We start from the raw sequence: 18633 nt of genomic DNA, 5'->3' as shown, positions 1-18633 counted from the left end.
CCGCCTACGGACAGAACCTCCTCAAACTCGCACAGGAAGACCAGACCGGCCGCCTCGTACGATGAGGCCCGCACGGGGCCGAAGCGGGCAAGGGCCTCCCCGAAGCGGGGACGGTCGGGTATAGGAGCGAGAATGGACAACATCATTCGCCCCACCTTCGGCGCCCCACGCCGCACGGAACCAGCCGATCCCCGTCGCGTCCAGGTCCTGACCCAGCGCGTGTACGGCGAGGCCCATGGCTGCCGGGTCTGCCTCGTCCACGACGAAGGCGCACCGGAGGGCGATGTCTACAAGGTGGTGGTGGGGTTCCTGACGGACGACGAAGTCAGCACCGTGGCGATCCTCCCGGCTACTCCGGAGGGGGACACCGATTGCGAGATCGTCGCCCTGGCGATCCTGCGCACCCTCGGCATGATCGAGGCCCGCCTGGAACCGCCGGGCAGCGCCTGAGGCAGCGCCAATCGCCTCACGGGCGGGCGTTCAGATGTGGGCTTGCATCGGTCCGGAAAGCCATGCTATCGCCCCTGCACCGGAACGGGCCGGGTCTCAACCGCTAGCCTCAGCAGCGCTCGAGACGAACGACCGGATCCTGCCTCGTGCCACGCGAGGATGTTGGGGGATAGTTTAACGGTAGAACAGTGGACTCTGACTCCTCTAGTCCAGGTTCGAATCCTGGTCCCCCAGCCACTGATTTGACTACTTATCGGCCACCTCGGAAAGCGGCTCATTTCAGAGCTAAACGGGTGCAGTATTAAATATCCGATTAAACAAATTATTTGGAAGCGCATTAGAAGTAGACTATTAATATTGGGCACTTGGAAAATGCGCTCTCCAATTTAAGCCTGCGACTTATGCTGTAGATCTTAATAATAAAGCAAATATTCTATAGCATCGTTCCGGCTATAAGCTAAGACTGAGTTAATTCGGCCCTCCGGCGCGGCACATCAAGCCCGCATCAGAGTCGGCAAACACGCCGCCGGCAGTCCCCACGCGATCACTGATTCGCTCCAACAGCCACTTTAACGCGCGCAGTCGATAGGCATAAGACGCATGTCGAGTGCGCCCGCACGTATGCGCGCGACGCACTTTGAGCCCGCCCCCAGCGGCATTCCGACAATGTTCGGTTCGACCGGTTCGATGCCATGGGAGATTGTCGTGACTGCGGATGCGGACGGTGCGGTGGATGTCGCGCTTCTCAAATCCTGCGATTAGGCGGAGGAGATCGCAGCCGCGCAGCTTGCTGTCGATGGTCGTGTTGAACAGGGCGAGGTCCCCAGCGCGGCCCTCGTGCTGCAGGCAGGTGGGGATTGCCGAGATGTGCTTGGGCTCAAACGGCGACTCGGGTCCGACGAAGCAGCCGAGGTTCCACGGTCGGCGGGTCGTGTCACTGGTCGACGGGATGATGGAACTCTCGCTTGAGGAGCCAACAGCATCTCACCCCGGCCGCGATCCGCCCGCGCCGCAGCTGCGCACCAAAAGCGGAAGTCAGCCATCCGCCTGTAAGCGGCCGTTCTGCATCCGACCGGACCTTGCCGGACAAACCATTCTCCGCCCTCCGCCGAAAGCGGTCGTTCGTCGATCGGTGAGGTGAGCAGCATCGCCCCATCTGCGGGCCCTGCCCCCCCGAGCGGGAGAGGGGCCGCCTCCGGTGCAAGAGTGGGCCCCGATACGGCGAGCATTGATATTGTCAGGTCGAAGTCGCCCGCGTGCATAAGGTCGAGATCCGACTCGGCGGCTTCCCGCCGGGGGCCTGAAACTTTTCGCCGGCCCGTTCCGTAACGATGCGCGAGGATAGGAATCGTGCCCAGGCCAAAAGCCTTGATGTGAGCGCGGGCTGTCTCTTGCTAAAAAATTGCAGTATATAAAAGCAATTCTTTATTTTTCGAGGAACAACGACATAATCATACTGTTACCCTGTGGGTTGAATATGATGTTCACCTCTACAGGAGATTCCACATGAAGAAATTCACGCTTGCGCTGACCGCCTTGACCGCCCTCGGCGGCATCGCCCTCGCCGCCGGTTCGGCCATGGCCGCCCCGGTGTCCGTCAACGGCCTTCAGTCCGAGAGCGGCGTCACCCAGGTCCGCATGGACCGCAGTGAGCGGATGATGATGAAGAAGCGCATGATGCGGAAGCAGATGATGAAGCGCCGCATGATGAAGAAGCGCATGATGAACCGCGGCATGTGATTTCAAGCCGTTGACGCTTCCGGAGGTCCCGACGCAGGGGCCTCCACCCTGACGGCGACGACTTCGAGGAAGACCATTTGGCGCGCACTGACCCGATCCGCTCTACGCCCGAGATCTGTGAGGTCGAGCGTCGCCGATGGATGTTCAGGCATCCCGTAGCCATCCGCATCACGCATTGGGTCAATGCGGTGTGCCTCCTGGTCCTGCTCATGAGCGGCTTGCAGATCTTCAACGCTCACGCGGCCCTGTACTGGGGCAACGTCTCGACCTTCGACACACCGCTGATGGCAATGGCGTCGACGGAGGACGATCCGCCCAAAGGGGTGACGACGGTCTTCGGACAAGGCTTCGAAACGACGGGCTGGCTCGGCTCATCGACGGGCTCCAACGGCGAGCCGGCCGACCGTGGATTTCCCGCCTGGGCGACCTTGCCGAGCGACCAGGATCTGACGGGCGGCCGAAGCTGGCATTTCTTCTTCGCCTGGGCCTTCGTCCTGAACGGCCTCGCCTACCTGCTCTACGGGCTGGTCAGCGGACAGCTTCGGTTCCGCCTGATCCCGTCGCGCGATCAGGTTCGGCACTTCGGCGCGTCGGTGTGGGAGCACCTGACATTGCGCTTCCCGCAAGGGAACGAGGCCAAGCGCTACAACGTCATTCAGAAGCTCACCTATTTCGTCGTTCTGTTCGTGCTCCTGCCGGTGCAGGTCCTGGCCGGCCTCGCGATGTCGCCGGCGATGAACGCGGCCTTCCCGTTCCTGCTGACGGTGTTCGACGGGCGCCAATCGGCCCGCACGGTGCACTTCGTCGTGGCGGCACTGCTGGTCCTGTTCGTCGTCGTGCACGTCGCCCTGGTCTTGCTCTCGGGCTTCTGGAACAACATGCGCGGCATGCTCACCGGTTGGTTCGTCATCGAGCACCAAATCGAGCCGACCGGCGCCCCGGAGGAGCGTCGGGCATGAGCCCTTTTCCCAGCCGACGCACCCTCCTGACGGGGGCGTCCGCGACGGCCGCTGCGGCCATGATCGGCGGATGCGACCGCCTCGGCAACGCGGCGTGGTTCCAGCGCATGCTCAAGACCGGCGAGGATGCCAACCTGTTCGTCCAACGCCTGCTCCTCAACGACCAGGCGCTGGCACCGGAATATGCCGAGGCCGACATCTCCCCGTGGTTCAAGCCGAACGGCACCGAGGATCCGCCGGACAGGGCGTACAAGGCCCTGGCGACGGGCAAGTTCGCCAAGTACCACCTGGAGGTCGGCGGTCTCGTGGAGGCACCCTTCCGGCTGTCCCTGGCGGACCTCCGCACGCTTCCCGCCCGCACTCAGATCACGCGGCACGATTGCGTCGAGGGCTGGAGCGCCATCGGCAAGTGGACCGGGGTGCCGCTTGCTGACCTCCTGATCCGGGCCAAGCTCAAGCCGGAGGCACGCTACGTGGTGTTCCACTGCGCCGACACCATGGACCAGGGCAATCCGCTCGAAGGTGGGGGCGACGACGCGGAGACGGACGAGGCGGCGCCCGCGGGCAACGCCAACCCGGCCATGACCAAGCAGTCGGGCGGCGGCGAGAGCAGAAAGGATTCCGGCGGCCAGCAGGCATCGGACGAGTCTGCGGCCAGCGCCGGATCGCCGGTCCGGTACTACGAGAGCATCGACCTCGTGGACGCGTTCCACCCGCAGACGATCCTCGCCTACGACATGAACGGGCAGGCGCTACCGGTGTCCAACGGCGCACCGCTGCGCCTGCGGGTCGAACGCAATCTCGGCTACAAACAGGCCAAGTACGTGATGCGTATCGAGGTGGTCGAGAGCTTCGCCCATCTTGGCGATGGCAAGGGCGGCTACTGGGAAGACCAGGGCTACGCTTGGTATGCCGGCATCTAAGCCATCCGCGTGCTGTCGGCTTCGGGAGGTGAACGCGATCAACGTCTGACGGGCGCCATCGGAAGGTCAAAGCTTGCCGAATAAGAATGGCTGTTCGCTTCATTCTCTGTCCAGGAGCGGACGGGCAGAACTCGAGCCGAAGCGGTCATGGAACGGACAAATGGGTCCCGTCCCAACCTCGCCGGACAATCCGGTCCGGACCGTCCTCGCGAGCGAAGGTTCGGTGTTTGAGCGCTACGAAACCTGCTCAGGCAACCGGTGGAAGGGCTGCTCACCACCGTCTCAGTCAAGCTCAATTCGGAGGCTTCAGGCTGCGCGCAGCGACGGCGCCTGTCCGATCACCGGCACAACATCCGGAGTGTTGTTCTGAAGCCCAGCCACAAACTGGGATTGCCACCGGCCGGCAGCGCACGCATTCAGAACCGCCTCTCTGCGAGATTGTCTTCCGATGCCAACGCCAATCCTCACGCCGGACGTGCCGCCGCGCGACGGCTTGCCGCCGGGCCAGCGCGGGCGCGCGATGATCGCAGTGCTGATGGGCGTCGCCCTCGCAACCCTCGATACCGCGATCGCCAACACAGCCTTGCCGACCATCGCCGCCGACCTCGGTGTCGATCCGGGCGCGTCCATCTGGATCGTCAACGCCTATCAGCTCGCCGTGGTGGCGACGCTGCTGCCGATCGCGGCGCTGGGCGAGATCGTCGGCCAGCGAAAGATCTACCTCGGTGGCCTCGTCCTCTTCACGCTCGCCTCCCTGGTCTGCGCGCTTGCCTGGTCCCTGCCGACGCTGGTGGCTGCGCGTGTGCTGCAGGGCGTCGGCGCGAGCGCCCTGATGGCGGTCAACATCGCGCTGATCCGCTTTATCTATCCGGCCGCTCAGCTCGGGCGCGGGGTCGGGCTCAATGCCTTCGTCGTCGGCGTCGGCTTCGCCGTGGGGCCGACCGTGGCTTCCCTGATCCTGGTCGCCGCGCCTTGGCCGTGGCTGTTCGCCGTCAACGTACCGATCGGCCTCGCTGCCCTCGCCCTTGCCTGGACAGCGCTGACGGAAACCGGTCGCTCCGGCCACAGCTTCGACGGAGCCGGCGCCATCCTCAACGCCGTGGCCTTCGCTCTGCTCGTCCTGGGACTCGGGGATGCAGCCCACGAGGGACCGGTCTGGCGCATCCTGGCGGAGTTCGCCGGCGCGCTCGCCTGCGGCACGCTGCTTCTGCGCCGACAGGCCGGACATCCCGCCCCGATGCTCGCAGCCGACCTTCTGAAGCGTCCGCTCTTCGCACTGTCCGCGTTGACCTCAGTCTGCTCCTTCGCGGCCCAAGGCCTCGCTTTCGTCTCCCTGCCGTTCCTGTTCCAGCACGCGCTCGGCCGCTCGCAGGTCGAGACCGGCTTCCTGATGACGCCGTGGCCGGTGGTGGTCGCGTTGATGGCGCCCCTCGCGGGTCGCCTGTCCGACCGCTATCCTCCTGGCCTGCTCGGCGGGATCGGGCTCGCCGTCCTGGCTTTGGGCATGGCGCTCCTGGCAGCACTGCCGGCGGATCCGAGCGTTTTCGACATCACCTGGCGCATGGCGATCTGCGGCGCAGGCTTCGGTTTCTTTCAGGCGCCGAACCTACGCGCGATCATGACGAGCGCCCCGCCCACGCGTTCCGGAGGCGCGAGCGGGATCGTGGCCACCGCACGCCTCCTCGGCCAGACGACGGGGGCGGCCCTTGTGGCAGCATGCTTCGCCATCGCGGACGCGCGCGGGCCGGCGCTGGCGCTCGGACTCGGCGGCGCCTTCGCCGGGGTCGCGAGTGCCGTGAGCTTCCTGCGCCTCGCCGTGCGCGTTCAGCACACATAGTGGGCGTCTGAGTGCGGAACGGCTGAAAGCGAGCTGTCGGTGCGATCCTCCCCCGACCTCACGGACACGGGATTGGCCCGCATTCCGTTCGACCTGCTCGGGCGTGATGTCACCGAGTGCCGCGCGGATGCGCTGCCGATGTCATAGCCCTCGCTGTCGACGAACAAGTCGCCTCGGACCTCATCTCGGGTCGCCCATCGTCGTTGATGGACGAGTTCGACCTTAAGGGTGTGGAAGAAACTCTCCATCGGGGCGTTGTCGACGCAGCAGCCCGTCCGGCTCATGGAGGGCGTCGCCGTCATGTCGGCGAACTGCGTTCGGTAGGCCTCGGCGGCGTACTGGCTGCCTGATGGGAGGGGAAGTCACCGGGCCCGCAGCCGTGGCTCCTGGTGATCCTGCTGCCCGTGGTGGGGAAGAGGCTCCGATCAGCGCCCTTCGGCACTGTCTCAGCATCGAGGGTTGGATCCCGCGTTCGGCCGCGGTCTGCATCAGCGGCCGGCCGCTGCTGTCCAGCAGGGCCACCGCCTCGCGTTTGAACTCGCTGTCTCGTCTTCGCCATCAAACACCTTCCCCGCCCGTAACGAGCGTATCGGAGGTGTCCGTGAAACCGAGAGAGGATCACCTCTTGGTTCCTATCGCTGGCGGATGCTCATGAGCGCATTGAGGAATGGAGGTGCCACGACAATGAAGATTGACCCCACACGGCCCTGGGTGGCTTGACGCCCCGAGCCTTCGCCAACCACGCTGTCACGGCCCGAGAACTTGCATGGGTTCTGGACCACAAACCAAGTCAACTCCGAACAGGCTCAAAAGCCATACCAAAGGGCGGCCCCCTTCAATCGGGTCGGCTCACCATCGCACGCCTGACTGTCGAACGCGTGGCGTCGATGGCCACGTTGGCCGCCCCGAGCATCCGAAGCTCGGTCGGTCGATTGAGGGCCTGTCGGGCGATGCTCGCGGCCAGATCATCCACCTCGGCCGCCATGGCCTCCAGACGCGCGCGGTCGGTCTCCTGCCGCGCCGCCCCACGCAGTTCGAGCAGGCGGCTCGTCGCCACCTCGATCCGCTCCCGCCGGATGCGGCCCAGACGCTGGCGAAGCCAGGCTACCGTTGAGCCGACGCCGCCGGCCAGGATGGCCACGAGGTAGATCCAGCTCTCGTAGCGCTCGATGAAGGTCTCCTGCTCCCGCTCGTAATAGTCGATCGCCCCGGGATGGATGGGGAGGTGCGCGCTGGTGGCGTCGGCCGTGTCCTCGTAGGCGGGATTGTCGATGGCGTTGGCCGCCGACACAGTGTCGGCCAGCGCGCTGCGCATCTCGAACAAATGCTGGGTCACCTCGGCGGCGAGACTGCGCGACAGGTCGGCCCGGGCCACGAGCCGATAGGACGAGCCGACGGTGACCACGTCCTCGGCGGGGAGCCGGGGATTGCCGCCGAACAGAGCCGCCGGGAGCGTGACCGCTTGAAGACGTGGCCAGCGCGCCAGGACGGCCGTAGAATCCGGCACCCCGAACAGGGCGATCTCGTCGTCCTCGCTCTCGTCCTTGACGAACGCGACAAGCCGCCTGGCGATGGGCGAGGTGGGTGTCGTGACCATCACCAGCGCGTCGATCCGATGCTCGCGCAGGGCAGGGCCGACGTCGGCTTCCTCCAGGGGCACGAGCGCCACGGCCTTCTTCGGGAGGGCCCCGGTCTGTGGCTCCGTCAGGAGTTCCAGGTCGTGGTGGGCCACGAGCGTGCCGACGAGGGTTCGGTCGGCGGTGCGGCTCGCGAGCATGCCGAGGCGCTTGCCGGCCAGGTCCGAGAAGCCCTTGATGCCCGCGTTGGAGGGCGCCGCGACGAAGGCCGAGAGTTCGCGCAGGACGGCAAGCGTCAGGGCGTTCCCGGGCAACGCGACGTCGGGCCGGACCACGGCAAGGTCGGCCTTACCGGCCTTCAGCGCCTCGGCGCTCTCGCGAACGCCGTCGAAGGCGATGACCTTCAGCCGAATCCCGAGCTTTCTTCGGGCCAACTCGTCCGCGTAGGCCTGCAGCAAGGCTGGCTCGCTTCCGCCTTTCGGGGCAACCACGACGGTCAGCGTCGTCGGCCGCGTCAGGTGATAGGTGGCCAGAGTAACAAGGAGGAGCACGGCCAACAGGCCCACCAGGAGCCATTGTTCACGGCCACCGGGGATTTTGATCCTGGACACGCCTGCTCCTCGTTGCCAACGGCTTCGCCCGCGGGTCGGGAATCCATCGCGGGATCTTTCCTGTTCGAAGGACAGCACCGGACCGACCGCCCACGCACTCGGGCGCCCATCCAAGACGGTTGTTTACGCAGGGAGCCCCGCCAAGGCGATGGCCGCGTCCTTTGAAGACCAGGCTGTCGAAACTGTGGTCGACGAACTCCCGTAGGGTCCCGCCGCCCTTCGTTTCGACCGATGGCACGTCCGCGGCACGAAGCTCACGAATCGCTCCATGGATCGGGGTTCGACCTCGTTACGTCGGTAAAAATAGACTGAGCACCAAACCCTATTGCCGCGGATTTTTATGGGCCCTCTGACGTGCAACGGGACTCGAATGCAGTACGCAAGTCGACAACCAAAGCACAAAAGAGGAAAAGATAACTCCGAAGCAGTACCAGCGAAGTTGCATCCTGTAGGAAAAACCCACACGCGAGGAAATTTCCTATGTCCTTAAGGGTTTTTTAACTCTTCCGGCAGGGTCACAGGCATGGAACCTTCGCGGATGTGGAGGAGGCGTCCCGGAAAACAAGGGAACTCCTCGCATCCGATCAGGGCCGGCCATCGCCGCCCATGTCGTGCGGAGGGTGTCATGGCGGTTCATCTCAATCAGCAGGATCTGACCTTCATCCTGAGGCAGATCAGGATCGCCGAGGCCCACGCCAGCGGCATCGACCTGACGGAACTCAGGGTCGACCCCGCCACCGGCGACATCCTGACGGATCGCAGCCTCTACAACCCGGATGGCCTCTGGCTGGGTGCGGCCGACGCACCGCGCGCCATCCCCGATCCGCACGTGCCCTACGGGCTCCGCACGGTGGACGGGACCTTCAACAACATCGTGCCCGGCCGCGAGACCTGGGGCTCGTCCGGCCAGCCCATGCCCCAGCTTCTCGACAAAAGCTTCGTGAACGATCAGGACGGCGACGCCTTCGACCCGGACGGCCCCGGACCGGCACCGGCGGTCACCAACACCGACTACGGCACCGGTGGCAGCGTCGCCGACGCCGACCCACGCATCATCTCCAACCTTGTCGTCGACGCCTCGCTGAACAATCCGGCGGCCATCGCGGCCGCGCTCAGGCTCGCGGGCTCCACGGACATCCTCGGCGACCAGCGACTCATCACGGCGGCCTACGAGGCTCTGCGGACGGCGCAAGGGGCGGATCCCGCCGGCGAGCATGCAGAGCTGCAATCCGCGCTGGATACCATTCTCCAGCGGACGGGCGTCACCGTCACGAACGGCTCCATCAATGTCCTCAACGTCGCTCCGGACGAGGGCCTGTCCAAGCCCTTCAATGCCTGGATGACGTTCTTCGGGCAGTTCTTCGACCACGGGCTCGACCTGATCACCAAGGGCGGCAACGGCACGGTCTACATCCCGCTCACCGCGGACGACCCGCTCGTCACCCAGGGCCCCGACGGAATGCCCGGCACGGGCGACGAGGTGACCGCGCAGACCCAATTCATGGTGCTGACCCGTTCGACCCCCGTCGATGGCTCGCAGCGCAACGTCACGACGCCCTTCGTCGACCAGAACCAGACCTACACCTCCAACGCCTCCCACCAGGTCTTCCTGCGTGAGTACGCGCTGGTCGACGGGAAGCCCGTCGCGACCGGGTTCCTCCTCGGCGGCGTGAACGGCGGGCTCGCGACCTGGGCCGACGTCAAGGAACAGGCGCGGACGATGCTCGGCATCAACCTCGTCGATGCCGACGTCTCGGCGGTCCCCCAATTGCTCACAGACCCCTACGGCGCCTTCATCCCCGGCGCCGACGGCATGCCCCAGGTCATGGTCGGGATCACGCCCGGAGGGCAGCCGGTCTATGCCAGCGGCACCCTCGCGGCGCCGCTCTCCCTCTCCGCCATCCAGTTGCCGGTCGGCACGGTCCTCGCGGGCCCCAACGGCACCCAGAACACCATCGAGGCGGGCGAAACGGTCGCGGCCGCCCGCACCTTCAACGCCTTCCTCGACGACATCGCCAACGACGCCGTGCCGACCACCTCGCGGGGGATCGCGCTTCCCCAGGACGGAGACACCGCCCTGGGCTTCGCCAACGCGGACGGTTCCACGACGGGCCTGACCGCGCAGGGGCGCAATCTGGCTTACGACAACGAGCTCCTCGACCGGCACTTCATCACCGGCGACGGACGCGGGAACGAGAACATCGGCCTCACCGCCGTCCACCACATCTTCCACTCCGAACACAACCGACAGGTCGAGGCCCACAAGCTGACCATCCTGCGCTCGGGCGACCTCGCCTTCATCAACGCGTGGCTGGAGACGGACATCGCGGGGTTACCCGCGGGCTTCGCCCAGCTTTCGGCCCTGGAGCAGACCACGATTGCGAACGGCCTCGATTGGGACGGCGAGCGCCTGTTCCAGGCCGGACGCTTCGCCACCGAGATGCAGTACCAGCACCTCGTCTTCGAGGAGTTCGCCCGGAAGGTGCAGCCCCAGATCGACCCGTTCGTGTTCAACGCGGTGACGGAGATCAACCCGGCCATCTTCGCGGAGTTCGCCAACACGGTCTACCGCTTCGGACACTCGATGCTCACGGAAAACCTGCCGCGCGTCGGGGTGGACGGGGCTGCCCTCGACAATGGCCTCGGGCTGATCGAGGCCTTCCTCAACCCCGTGCTGTTTGACAGCCCCGGCGACCTCGCGCCCACGGGCACACCAAGGCTGAGCCACGACGAGGCCGCGGCCGCCATCATCCGGGGCATGACGGTCGAGCGTGGCAGCGAGATCGACGAATTCGTGGTCGACGCCCTGCGCAACAACCTGCTCGGATTGCCCCTCGACCTCGCCGCCCTCAACATCGCCCGCGGTCGCGAGACCGGGACGCCCACCCTGAACGAGGCGCGCGCGCAGCTCTTCGCCGCCACCGGCTCGACCTTCCTGACGCCCTATACCAGTTGGGCGGACATGGCCGGCAATCTCAAGAACGCGATGTCGGTCGTGAACTTCGTGGCGGCCTATGGGACACATCCGTCCGTGGTTGCGGCGACGACCCTCGACGGCAAGCGCGACGCGGCCCTAGCGCTCGTCCTGGGTGGGGTGGGGGCTCCGGAGGACCGCCTCGACTACCTGAATTCCCGGGGGGCCTGGGCGGGCCGGGAAACCGGCTACAACGCGGTCGACCTCTGGATCGGCGGCCTCGCGGAGAAGCAGATGCCCTTCGGTGGCCTTCTCGGTTCGACCTTCAACGCCGTGTTCGAGGCGCAGATGGAGAACCTGCAGGACGCGGACCGCTTCTACTATCTCACCCGCACCCAGGGGCAGAACTTCCTGGTCGAGTTGGAGCAGAACTCCTTCTCCAAGCTGATGATGGCCAACACGAACCTGGCGGAGCCCGGACCGGACGGCATCCGCGGCACCGGGGACGACATCGTCCCGCGCCACATCGGCGTCGACGCCTTCGCGGATTACGACTTCGAGCTTGAGGTCAACGCCGCCAACCAATCCGACCAGAACGGATCCGCCCCCGGTGTCGACCCGACCGGAGCCGATGCCATCCTGGAGGCGATGGGCCTCGGCAAGGTCATGCGGGACGATCCCGGAAGCGCGGCCGTCGAGGCCAACTATCTCCGCTTCACCGGCGGCGAGCACGTCCTCGTCGGCGGCACCAACGGCAACGACACCATCGTCACCGATTTCGGCGACGACGGGATCTGGGGCGATGCGGGCAACGACCGGATCGAGTCCGGTGCCGGCGTCGACCTCGTCAACGGGGGCGACGGCGACGACATCATCACCGATTCCGGCGACAGCGGCGACTTCCTCAAGGGCGAAGGCGGCAACGACGTCATCGCCAACTCGAACGGCATCGACATCCTGATCGGAGGCACGGGCAAGGACGTGGTCTTCGTGGGCGTGGACTCCACGGAGGTGTTCTCCGGTGCCGGCGACGATTTCGTCATCGGCGGCGACGGCGCCGACCTGCTGATGGGCAACGAGGGCGACGATTGGCTGGAGGCCGGCGGCGGCTTCGACACCACGGCCGGCGACAACTCGGAGCTGTTCTTCAACTCCGCCATCAAGGGCCACGACGTGATGTTCGCCGGCGGCGACGAACACGACTTCGACGGCGAGTCCGGCGACGACATCATGGTGCAGGGCGAGAGCGTCATGCGCAACGAGGGCATGTTCGGCTTCGATTGGGCCATCTTCAAGGGCAACGCCCGCGACGCCCACGCCGACATGCGCATCCCGATCTTCACGACCGAGGAAGCCGACATCCTGCGCAACCGCTTCGACAAGGTCGAGGCCCTGTCGGGGTGGAAGAACAACGACACGTTGATCGGCGACGACCGGACCGCCGCTGACGGGCTTGCGGAGGAACCCGGTGCCGCGACCGTGGGCGCCAACGAGGGCGTGTTCTTCAACGACGGTCTCGACGCGGACGGCCTCGCCCGCATCGACGGATTGAACCGGATCGTCTCGCTCGGCTCGAACGGGCTCTTCGAGGCCGGCAACATCCTGCTCGGCGGCGCGGGAAGCGACGTCCTCCAGGGCAATGGCGGCAACGACATCCTGGACGGCGACCGTTGGCTCAACGTCCGCATCCGCATCACCCGGCCGGACGATTCCTCGACCCCGGCCATCGAGTCCGCCTCCAACACCCAGGCCAACCAACTGACCTCTGTCGACAGCCTGCGCCACACCTTCACCCAGGGCCAGGTCACCACCGACGGCCTGCCGGCGTCGTGGGTGGGCAAGTCGCTGTTCGAGCTCCTGCTCTCGCGGGACGTCCGGCCGGACCAGATGCACATCGTGCGGGAGATCGTGTCGCCTGACGCGAACGCGTCCGATGTCGATACGGCCGTGTTCAGCGATGTGCGGGCCAATTACAGCATCACCCGCGGCACCGGTGCGGAAGCGGGGACGCTCACGGTCCGGCACGTGACCCTGAGCGATCCGGCGGTCGATGACGGCACGGACACCCTGCGCAACATCGAAGCCCTTCAGTTCGCGGACGGGCCGGTCGCCGTCGCGCTCATCCTCAACCAACCCTTCGACCGCTTGAACATCGTCGCATCCGATGGAGACATCGGCCGGTTCGACGCCGTGTTCACCGGCCTCGTCGCCGGGCGCCCGGTGACGGTCCAGTGGCAAGTCCTCGACGCCAACGGCACCTGGCGGAACGTCGGACCCGGGGACGGTCTCGTCGGCAACGCGCTGGGAGGCCCTTCAGGCGACCGTTTCACGCCGGCCAATCCGAACGTCGAGGTCCGGGCCGTCGCGAACTGGACGAGCACGCTTCCGGGCGTCACGCAGTCCCAGCAAACGCTGTCCGTCGAGACGGCCTTCGTCGGCACCGCCGGCGACGACGATCTTCCCGGTTCGACGGCTGCGAACGTCATCCTGGGTCTTGCCGGCGACGACGACATCGAAGGCGATGTGGGCAACGACATCATCGACGGCGGCGACGGGAATGATCGGGTCGACGGAGGGGCCGGCGACGACGACCTCCGAGGCAACGACGGCGACGACGTCCTCATCGGCCGGACCGGCGACAACACGCTCCGGGGCGGGGCCGGCGACGACCAGCTCTCGGGCGGACACGGCAACGATGCCATCGACGGCGATGCGGGCACGGATACGGCCATCGTGACCGGCCCGGTCGAGGCCTACGCCTTCGAGCGCACCGGGGCCGTCATCACCGTCACCGACAACCTCGGCTTGGAAGGCGACGGCCGCGATACGCTGACCGAGGTCGAGTTCCTGCAGGTCGGCGACACCGACGTCTATGCCATCGGCGCGGCCGGGACGGCCGGGGCCGACATCGTGGTGGGTACCGTCGCGTCGGAGACGCTGGCGGGCGGCGCAGGGGACGACCTCGTCTTCGCGGGCGGCGGGAACGATTCCGTGACGTGGCGCCCCGGGGACGGACGCGACTTCGTCGATGGCGGCGCAGGGACCGACACCTTCCGGATCCTCGACGGCGCGCTTCCGGTCCAGCAGCTCGGGCTCGCTGCCGCGCGCGCGCAGTTCCCGACCCTGACCTTCCGCGACGACACACAGTCGGTGGTGGTCCGCGGCGGCGTCGTGATCGCGGAGCTGAAGAACGTCGAAGCCGTCAGGGTCAACACCGCGGCGACCGGCGTTCCGGCCATCGTCGACCCCACGCCGACGAACGGGCTGGTGTCGCCGACCGAGGGCCAGGCCCTCAGCGTCTCAACGGTCGGCATCGCGGATGCCAACGGCCTCGGCGCCTTCGCCTTCCAATGGCAGGTCCTGGCCGCCGACGGCGTGACCTGGAACGCCATCGCGGGCGCCACGGGTCAAGGATTCACACCCGCCCAGGCCCAAGTCGGCGCAGTCCTGAGGGTCCGTGTCAGCTTCACCGATGGCGAGGGCAACCCAGAAGAAGTCTTCTCCGCACCGACCGGCATCGTGGGAGACAACTTTACCGGTGCCCCTCTCATCGGCCTGAACTTCGTCGGCACGGCGGGCGACGATATCGCCAACGGTGCCAACGCCCTCCTGTTCTCCAACGATACGATGGATGGTCGGGGCGGCAACGACATCATCAATGGCCGTGCCGGCAACGACCGGATCACACAACTCAGCGTCGACGGGCGCGACCGCGTCGACGGAGGGGCCGGGACCGACACCTACGTGCTGAACGGGGTCGCGGCGGCGGAAGCTTTCGGCATCTACGCGCTCACCGGTGGGCAGAACGCCACGCTCGCGGCCACGCTCGGAACGACCTTCGGGGCCGCGACCGAGATCGTGATCACCCGCACCGTGGGGACGACGACGACCGTGGTCGCCGAGCTCGACAACGTCGAGGAGATCCAGGTGAACACGCTCAACGTCACCGCCAACGATGGGGGCGGCCTGAACCAGGGTGCCGCCGGGAACGACACCGTCACGGTATCGGGCAACTTCACCGGGACCAGCCTGAACTTCAGCACCATCACCATCGACGGCGCTGCCGGCGACGATACGGTGGACATCTCCGGGCTCACCTCGGCCCACCGCATCGTCTTCCGGTCGAACGGCGGACACGACACCATCATCGGCACGCTGCGGCCCCAGGACGTCATCGAACTCGCCCCCGGCACGACGCGTGCCGACTACACGGCCACCCAGGCGAACGGCATGACGACCCTGACCAACGGGTCTCACACCATCACCTACGCAAGCTCGGGTACGCCGGCCTTCGGCACCACACCAGTCCAGGGCGGGGAGCAGCCGGGCGGCGGCGGAGCGTTCACCCTGACTGCGGCGGATCTCGCCGGCATCAAGAACCTCATCCAGGGACGTCCCGCCGTCGAGGGCGACGACGATACGGAGGGGGCGACCGGTGTCCGCACCCTGTCCGGAGCGGGCAACAACCTCGACCATCCCGAATTCGGCGCCGCGGACCAGCCGTTCATTCGGCTCACCGACGCCCATTACGGTGCCTTCGACCCGGCAACCAACAACAACGCCCTCAATCCGCTCTACGCCGGCCTCGATCCGCGCGCCATCAGCAACGTGCTGGGGACCCAGGAGGCCGACCTGCCGCACCAGGCCAACGGCTCGAACATCTTCTTCATGGCGTTCGGACAGTATTTCGACCACGGCCTCGACTTCCTCCCGAAGAGCGCCGCCAACGGAACCGTCCTGATCGACCAGCTAGGCTCGGGGCGCGCGCCCGGAACCAACAATCCGGCCGACCTGACACGGGGCGAGGTCTCGTCCATCGTGGACGGGGTGCCCCAGCACCTCAACAAGACCTCACCCTACGTCGACCAGAACCAGGCCTACGGCTCGCACGAACTCGTCGGCCAGTTCCTGCGCGAGAGCGACGGCAACCAGGGCGTCGGCGCGCGCCTTCTCGCGGGTGCTCCCGATCCCTCCAATCCCGCCTTCAACCTGCTCCCGACCCTCCGCGCCCTCATCCAGCACCATTGGGACGCGGACACGATCTTCCACGACCCCTCGCTCCCGGGCGGAGCGATCAGCTTCCGCACCTACTTCTCGAATTTCCCCATCTCCGAGACAAAGACCGGCTCCCTGTTCAATGCGGCCGGCGCGTATGATCCCGAGGCGGTGAGCGCCTTCGCCTCGAACTTCATGGGGAGCGGCAACGCGCTGCTGCTCGACACGAACCCCTTCGTCAGCCTGCTCGACCACTACGTGGCCGGCGATGGACGGGCGAACGAGAACGTGTCGCTCACCGCCATGCACACGATCTGGGCGCGCAACCACAACTTCCACGTCGAGAACCTCGTGGAGGCCGGCTTCCAGGGGACGCCGGAGGAGGTGTTCCAGGCCGCCAAGATGATCAACGAGGCCGAGTACCAGCGCGTGATCTTCGACGAGTTCGCGGATCAGCTCATCGGCGGCATGAAGGGCAGCGGAACGCACGGTCACAACGGCTACAACCCGGACGTCGACGCCCGGATCTCCCACGAGTTCGCCTCCGCCGTGTACCGCGTCGGGCACTCGCTGATCGGCGAGACCCTGACGGTCATCGGCCCCGACGGCGCGCCGCGGCAGGTCGCGCTCTTCGATGCCTTCCTGAACCCCTCGAACGCCCCGGACGTCTTCACGGCGCCCCTGCCGCCCGGCTACGTGCCGCAGCCGGGTTACGCCCAGCTCGGGGCCAACGCCATCCTCGCCGGGGTCGCGACGCAACCGGCCGAGGAAGTCGACTTCAACATCGTCGACGCGGTGCGCAACGACCTGGTGCGGATCAACGCCGACCTGTTCGCCTTCAACGTTGCCCGCGGCCGCGATGTCGGCCTCGGCTCGCTGAACCAGGTTCGCGCCGACCTCATGGCATCCACGGATCCCTACATTCGGGAGGCGCTAGGCTTCGCGGGCGACCTGACGCCCTACGCTTCCTGGGAGGACTTCCAGGCCCGGAACGGACTGAGCGACACGGTCATCGCGCAGTTCAAGGCTGCCTACCCGGACCTGGCCCTGGCGACGGCCGACATGCGCGCGGCCTTCGTGGCCGCAAACCCCGACATCGCCATCCATCAGCGGCCGGACGGCACCGAATACGTGAATGGCATCGACCGGGTCGACCTCTGGGTCGGCGGCCTGGCCGAGCAGCACATCAACGGCGGCGTCGTGGGCCAGACCTTCTGGGTCGTGCTCCATGAGCAGTTCGACCGCCTGCAGGAAGGAGACCGCTTCTACTACACCGACCGGTTCGACAATTTCGACTTCTATCAGAACATCATCGATGGCCAGAACTTCTCCGACATCGTCGCGCGCAACACCGGGCTGACCGGCCTGCAGGAGGACATCTTCGCCGTCAGCGACGAGGACGGGACCGCCGGAGGCGATGGGCCGGCTGACGGGGAGGGCGACGGCACCGGGCCCATCGACGACGGAGACGACGGTACCGCGGGCGGGGACGGCTCCGACGACGGGGACGACGACACCACGGGCAGTGGCGGCTCGGACGACGGGGACGACTCGGAGGACGGGGACGACTCGGACGACGGGACCACCGCTCCCGGGACGGGGGGAGGTTCGTCGGGCGGAGGCGCGACCGGGGGCACCACCGGTGGTGGGACGACCACACCCCCGGCCGAGCTTCCGGCAAGCCTGGTGGCCGGTACGACCGGCGATGATGTCCTGTCCGGGACGCCCGGCGCCGATACGCTCCTCGGCCTATCCGGGGACGACAACATCCTTGCCGGCGACGGGGCCGACGTGATCCGCGGCGGTGACGGGAACGACTTCGTCGATGCCGGCGGTGGCCGCGACGTGGTCTTCGGCGGGGCCGGCGACGACGACATCCTCGCGGGCAGCGGCGACGACATGGTCTACGGCGACGCCGGCGCGGACCGCATCCTCGCGGGGGCCGGCAACGACCTCGTCACGGCCGGGGCCGGCAACGATACGGTGATCGGCGGCGACGGCAACGACCTATTCGTGGCCGAGGTCGGGGATGGCGGCGACAGCTACTGGGGCGACGAGGTTGGGGGCGGCACCGGCGCCGACACCCTCGACATGTCGGCCATCACCGCCAACATCGCGGCCGACCTCGGCACGGGGCTCGCCGGGCGAGGCAGCGTCGCCAGCAGCCAATCCGGGTCCGATACCCTCTGGGGCATCGAGAACCTCGTGACCGGCTCCGGCGATGACACGATCACGGCCAGCGACGCCGTGAACGTGATGGATGGCGGCCGCGGGGCCGACACCTACCGCTTCGGGTCGGCCGCCGCGGCGAACGGCGACACCATCGCGAGCTTCCAGCCCGGCGACAAGGTCGACCTCAGCGGCATCGACGCGAACCAGGGCGTGGCGGGGAACCAGGCGTTCACGCTCGCGACTGGGGCGGCCTTCACCGGGGTCGGTGAGTTGCTGGTCACCCAGGAGCACCGGGCGGACGGGGACTACACCGTGGTGGCGGGCAATACCGGCGGCGACGCGGCCCCCGAGTTCAAGTTCAGCATCAAGGGAGCCCCGGCCGCGACGGCCGCGGACTTCGCCCTCTGACGTGGGAAAGGGCCCGGCGTCGGGCCCCTCCCGCCCAACCGCGCTCA

The 18633-nt window shown here is 66.9% G+C and carries 7 protein-coding genes, 1 tRNA gene and 2 pseudogenes; 8 read left to right on the top strand and 2 right to left on the bottom strand.

Features of this window, described 5'->3' with window-relative positions; genetic code table 11:
* Window positions 1–132: 132 nt before the first annotated feature.
* The 6 genes from ASF20_RS05940 to ASF20_RS05915 all read left to right on the top strand — a co-directional run bounded on the left by ASF20_RS05940 (window position 133) and on the right by ASF20_RS05915 (window position 5909).
* The gene (locus ASF20_RS05940) at window positions 133–450 is read left to right on the top strand and encodes a hypothetical protein (protein ID WP_056216461.1); all 318 of its coding nucleotides are present in this window, start codon (window positions 133–135) and stop codon (window positions 448–450) included.
* 163 nt (window positions 451–613) lie between these two features.
* A tRNA-Gln gene (locus tag ASF20_RS05935) sits at window positions 614–687 on the top strand.
* 1269 nt (window positions 688–1956) lie between these two features.
* Window positions 1957–2190, top strand: a complete 234-nt coding sequence (locus ASF20_RS05930) for a hypothetical protein (protein ID WP_056271967.1) — start codon at window positions 1957–1959, stop codon at window positions 2188–2190.
* Window positions 2191–2330: 140 nt separating this feature from the next.
* Window positions 2331–3149 (top strand): cytochrome b/b6 domain-containing protein, encoded by an 819-nt coding sequence (locus ASF20_RS05925; protein WP_056271964.1) that lies wholly within the window; start codon window positions 2331–2333, stop codon window positions 3147–3149.
* Window positions 3146–4072, top strand: a complete 927-nt coding sequence (locus tag ASF20_RS05920; protein WP_056271961.1) for a molybdopterin-dependent oxidoreductase — start codon at window positions 3146–3148, stop codon at window positions 4070–4072. The genes ASF20_RS05925 and ASF20_RS05920 overlap by 4 nt, the downstream gene beginning before the upstream one ends.
* A 448-nt stretch (window positions 4073–4520) precedes the next feature.
* Window positions 4521–5909, top strand: a complete 1389-nt coding sequence (locus ASF20_RS05915; RefSeq protein ID WP_082501204.1) for an MFS transporter — start codon at window positions 4521–4523, stop codon at window positions 5907–5909.
* Window positions 5910–5987: 78 nt separating this feature from the next.
* Here the strand turns inward: ASF20_RS05915 and ASF20_RS23130 are convergent.
* Window positions 5988–6256 (bottom strand): annotated as a pseudogene (locus tag ASF20_RS23130) (IS3 family transposase); the annotation flags it as partial.
* Window positions 6257–6532: 276 nt separating this feature from the next.
* Here ASF20_RS23130 and ASF20_RS23880 point away from each other — a divergent pair.
* Window positions 6533–6676 (top strand): annotated as a pseudogene (locus ASF20_RS23880) (integrase core domain-containing protein); the annotation flags it as partial.
* Between the two features lie 68 nt (window positions 6677–6744).
* Here the strand turns inward: ASF20_RS23880 and ASF20_RS05910 are convergent.
* Window positions 6745–8097 carry a TAXI family TRAP transporter solute-binding subunit gene (locus ASF20_RS05910; RefSeq protein WP_056271958.1) on the bottom strand — a complete coding sequence of 451 codons (1353 nt, stop codon included), beginning with the start codon at window positions 8095–8097 and terminating at the stop codon, window positions 6745–6747.
* A 625-nt stretch (window positions 8098–8722) separates the two neighbouring features.
* Between ASF20_RS05910 and ASF20_RS05905 the strand changes: the two genes are divergently transcribed.
* The gene (locus tag ASF20_RS05905) at window positions 8723–18586 is read left to right on the top strand and encodes a peroxidase family protein (RefSeq protein WP_056271956.1); all 9864 of its coding nucleotides are present in this window, start codon (window positions 8723–8725) and stop codon (window positions 18584–18586) included.
* The last annotated feature ends 47 nt before the right edge of the window (window positions 18587–18633 follow it).

This window comes from Methylobacterium sp. Leaf88 (genome assembly GCF_001422795.1).
Lineage (GTDB): Bacteria > Pseudomonadota > Alphaproteobacteria > Rhizobiales > Beijerinckiaceae > Methylobacterium.
The sequence above is the reverse complement of the archived record's forward strand: the minus strand, read 5'-3'. Positions and strand labels throughout refer to the sequence as shown.

Coding starts and splice junctions, on each gene's coding strand:
- ASF20_RS05905 (WP_056271956.1), top strand. CDS start 8,723: ATGGCGGTTCATCTCAATCAGCAGGATCTGACCTTCATCCTGAGGCAG.
- ASF20_RS05920 (WP_056271961.1), top strand. CDS start 3,146: ATGAGCCCTTTTCCCAGCCGACGCACCCTCCTGACGGGGGCGTCCGCG.
- ASF20_RS05925 (WP_056271964.1), top strand. CDS start 2,331: ATGTTCAGGCATCCCGTAGCCATCCGCATCACGCATTGGGTCAATGCG.
- ASF20_RS05940 (WP_056216461.1), top strand. CDS start 133: ATGGACAACATCATTCGCCCCACCTTCGGCGCCCCACGCCGCACGGAA.
- ASF20_RS05930 (WP_056271967.1), top strand. CDS start 1,957: ATGAAGAAATTCACGCTTGCGCTGACCGCCTTGACCGCCCTCGGCGGC.
- ASF20_RS05915 (WP_082501204.1), top strand. CDS start 4,521: ATGCCAACGCCAATCCTCACGCCGGACGTGCCGCCGCGCGACGGCTTG.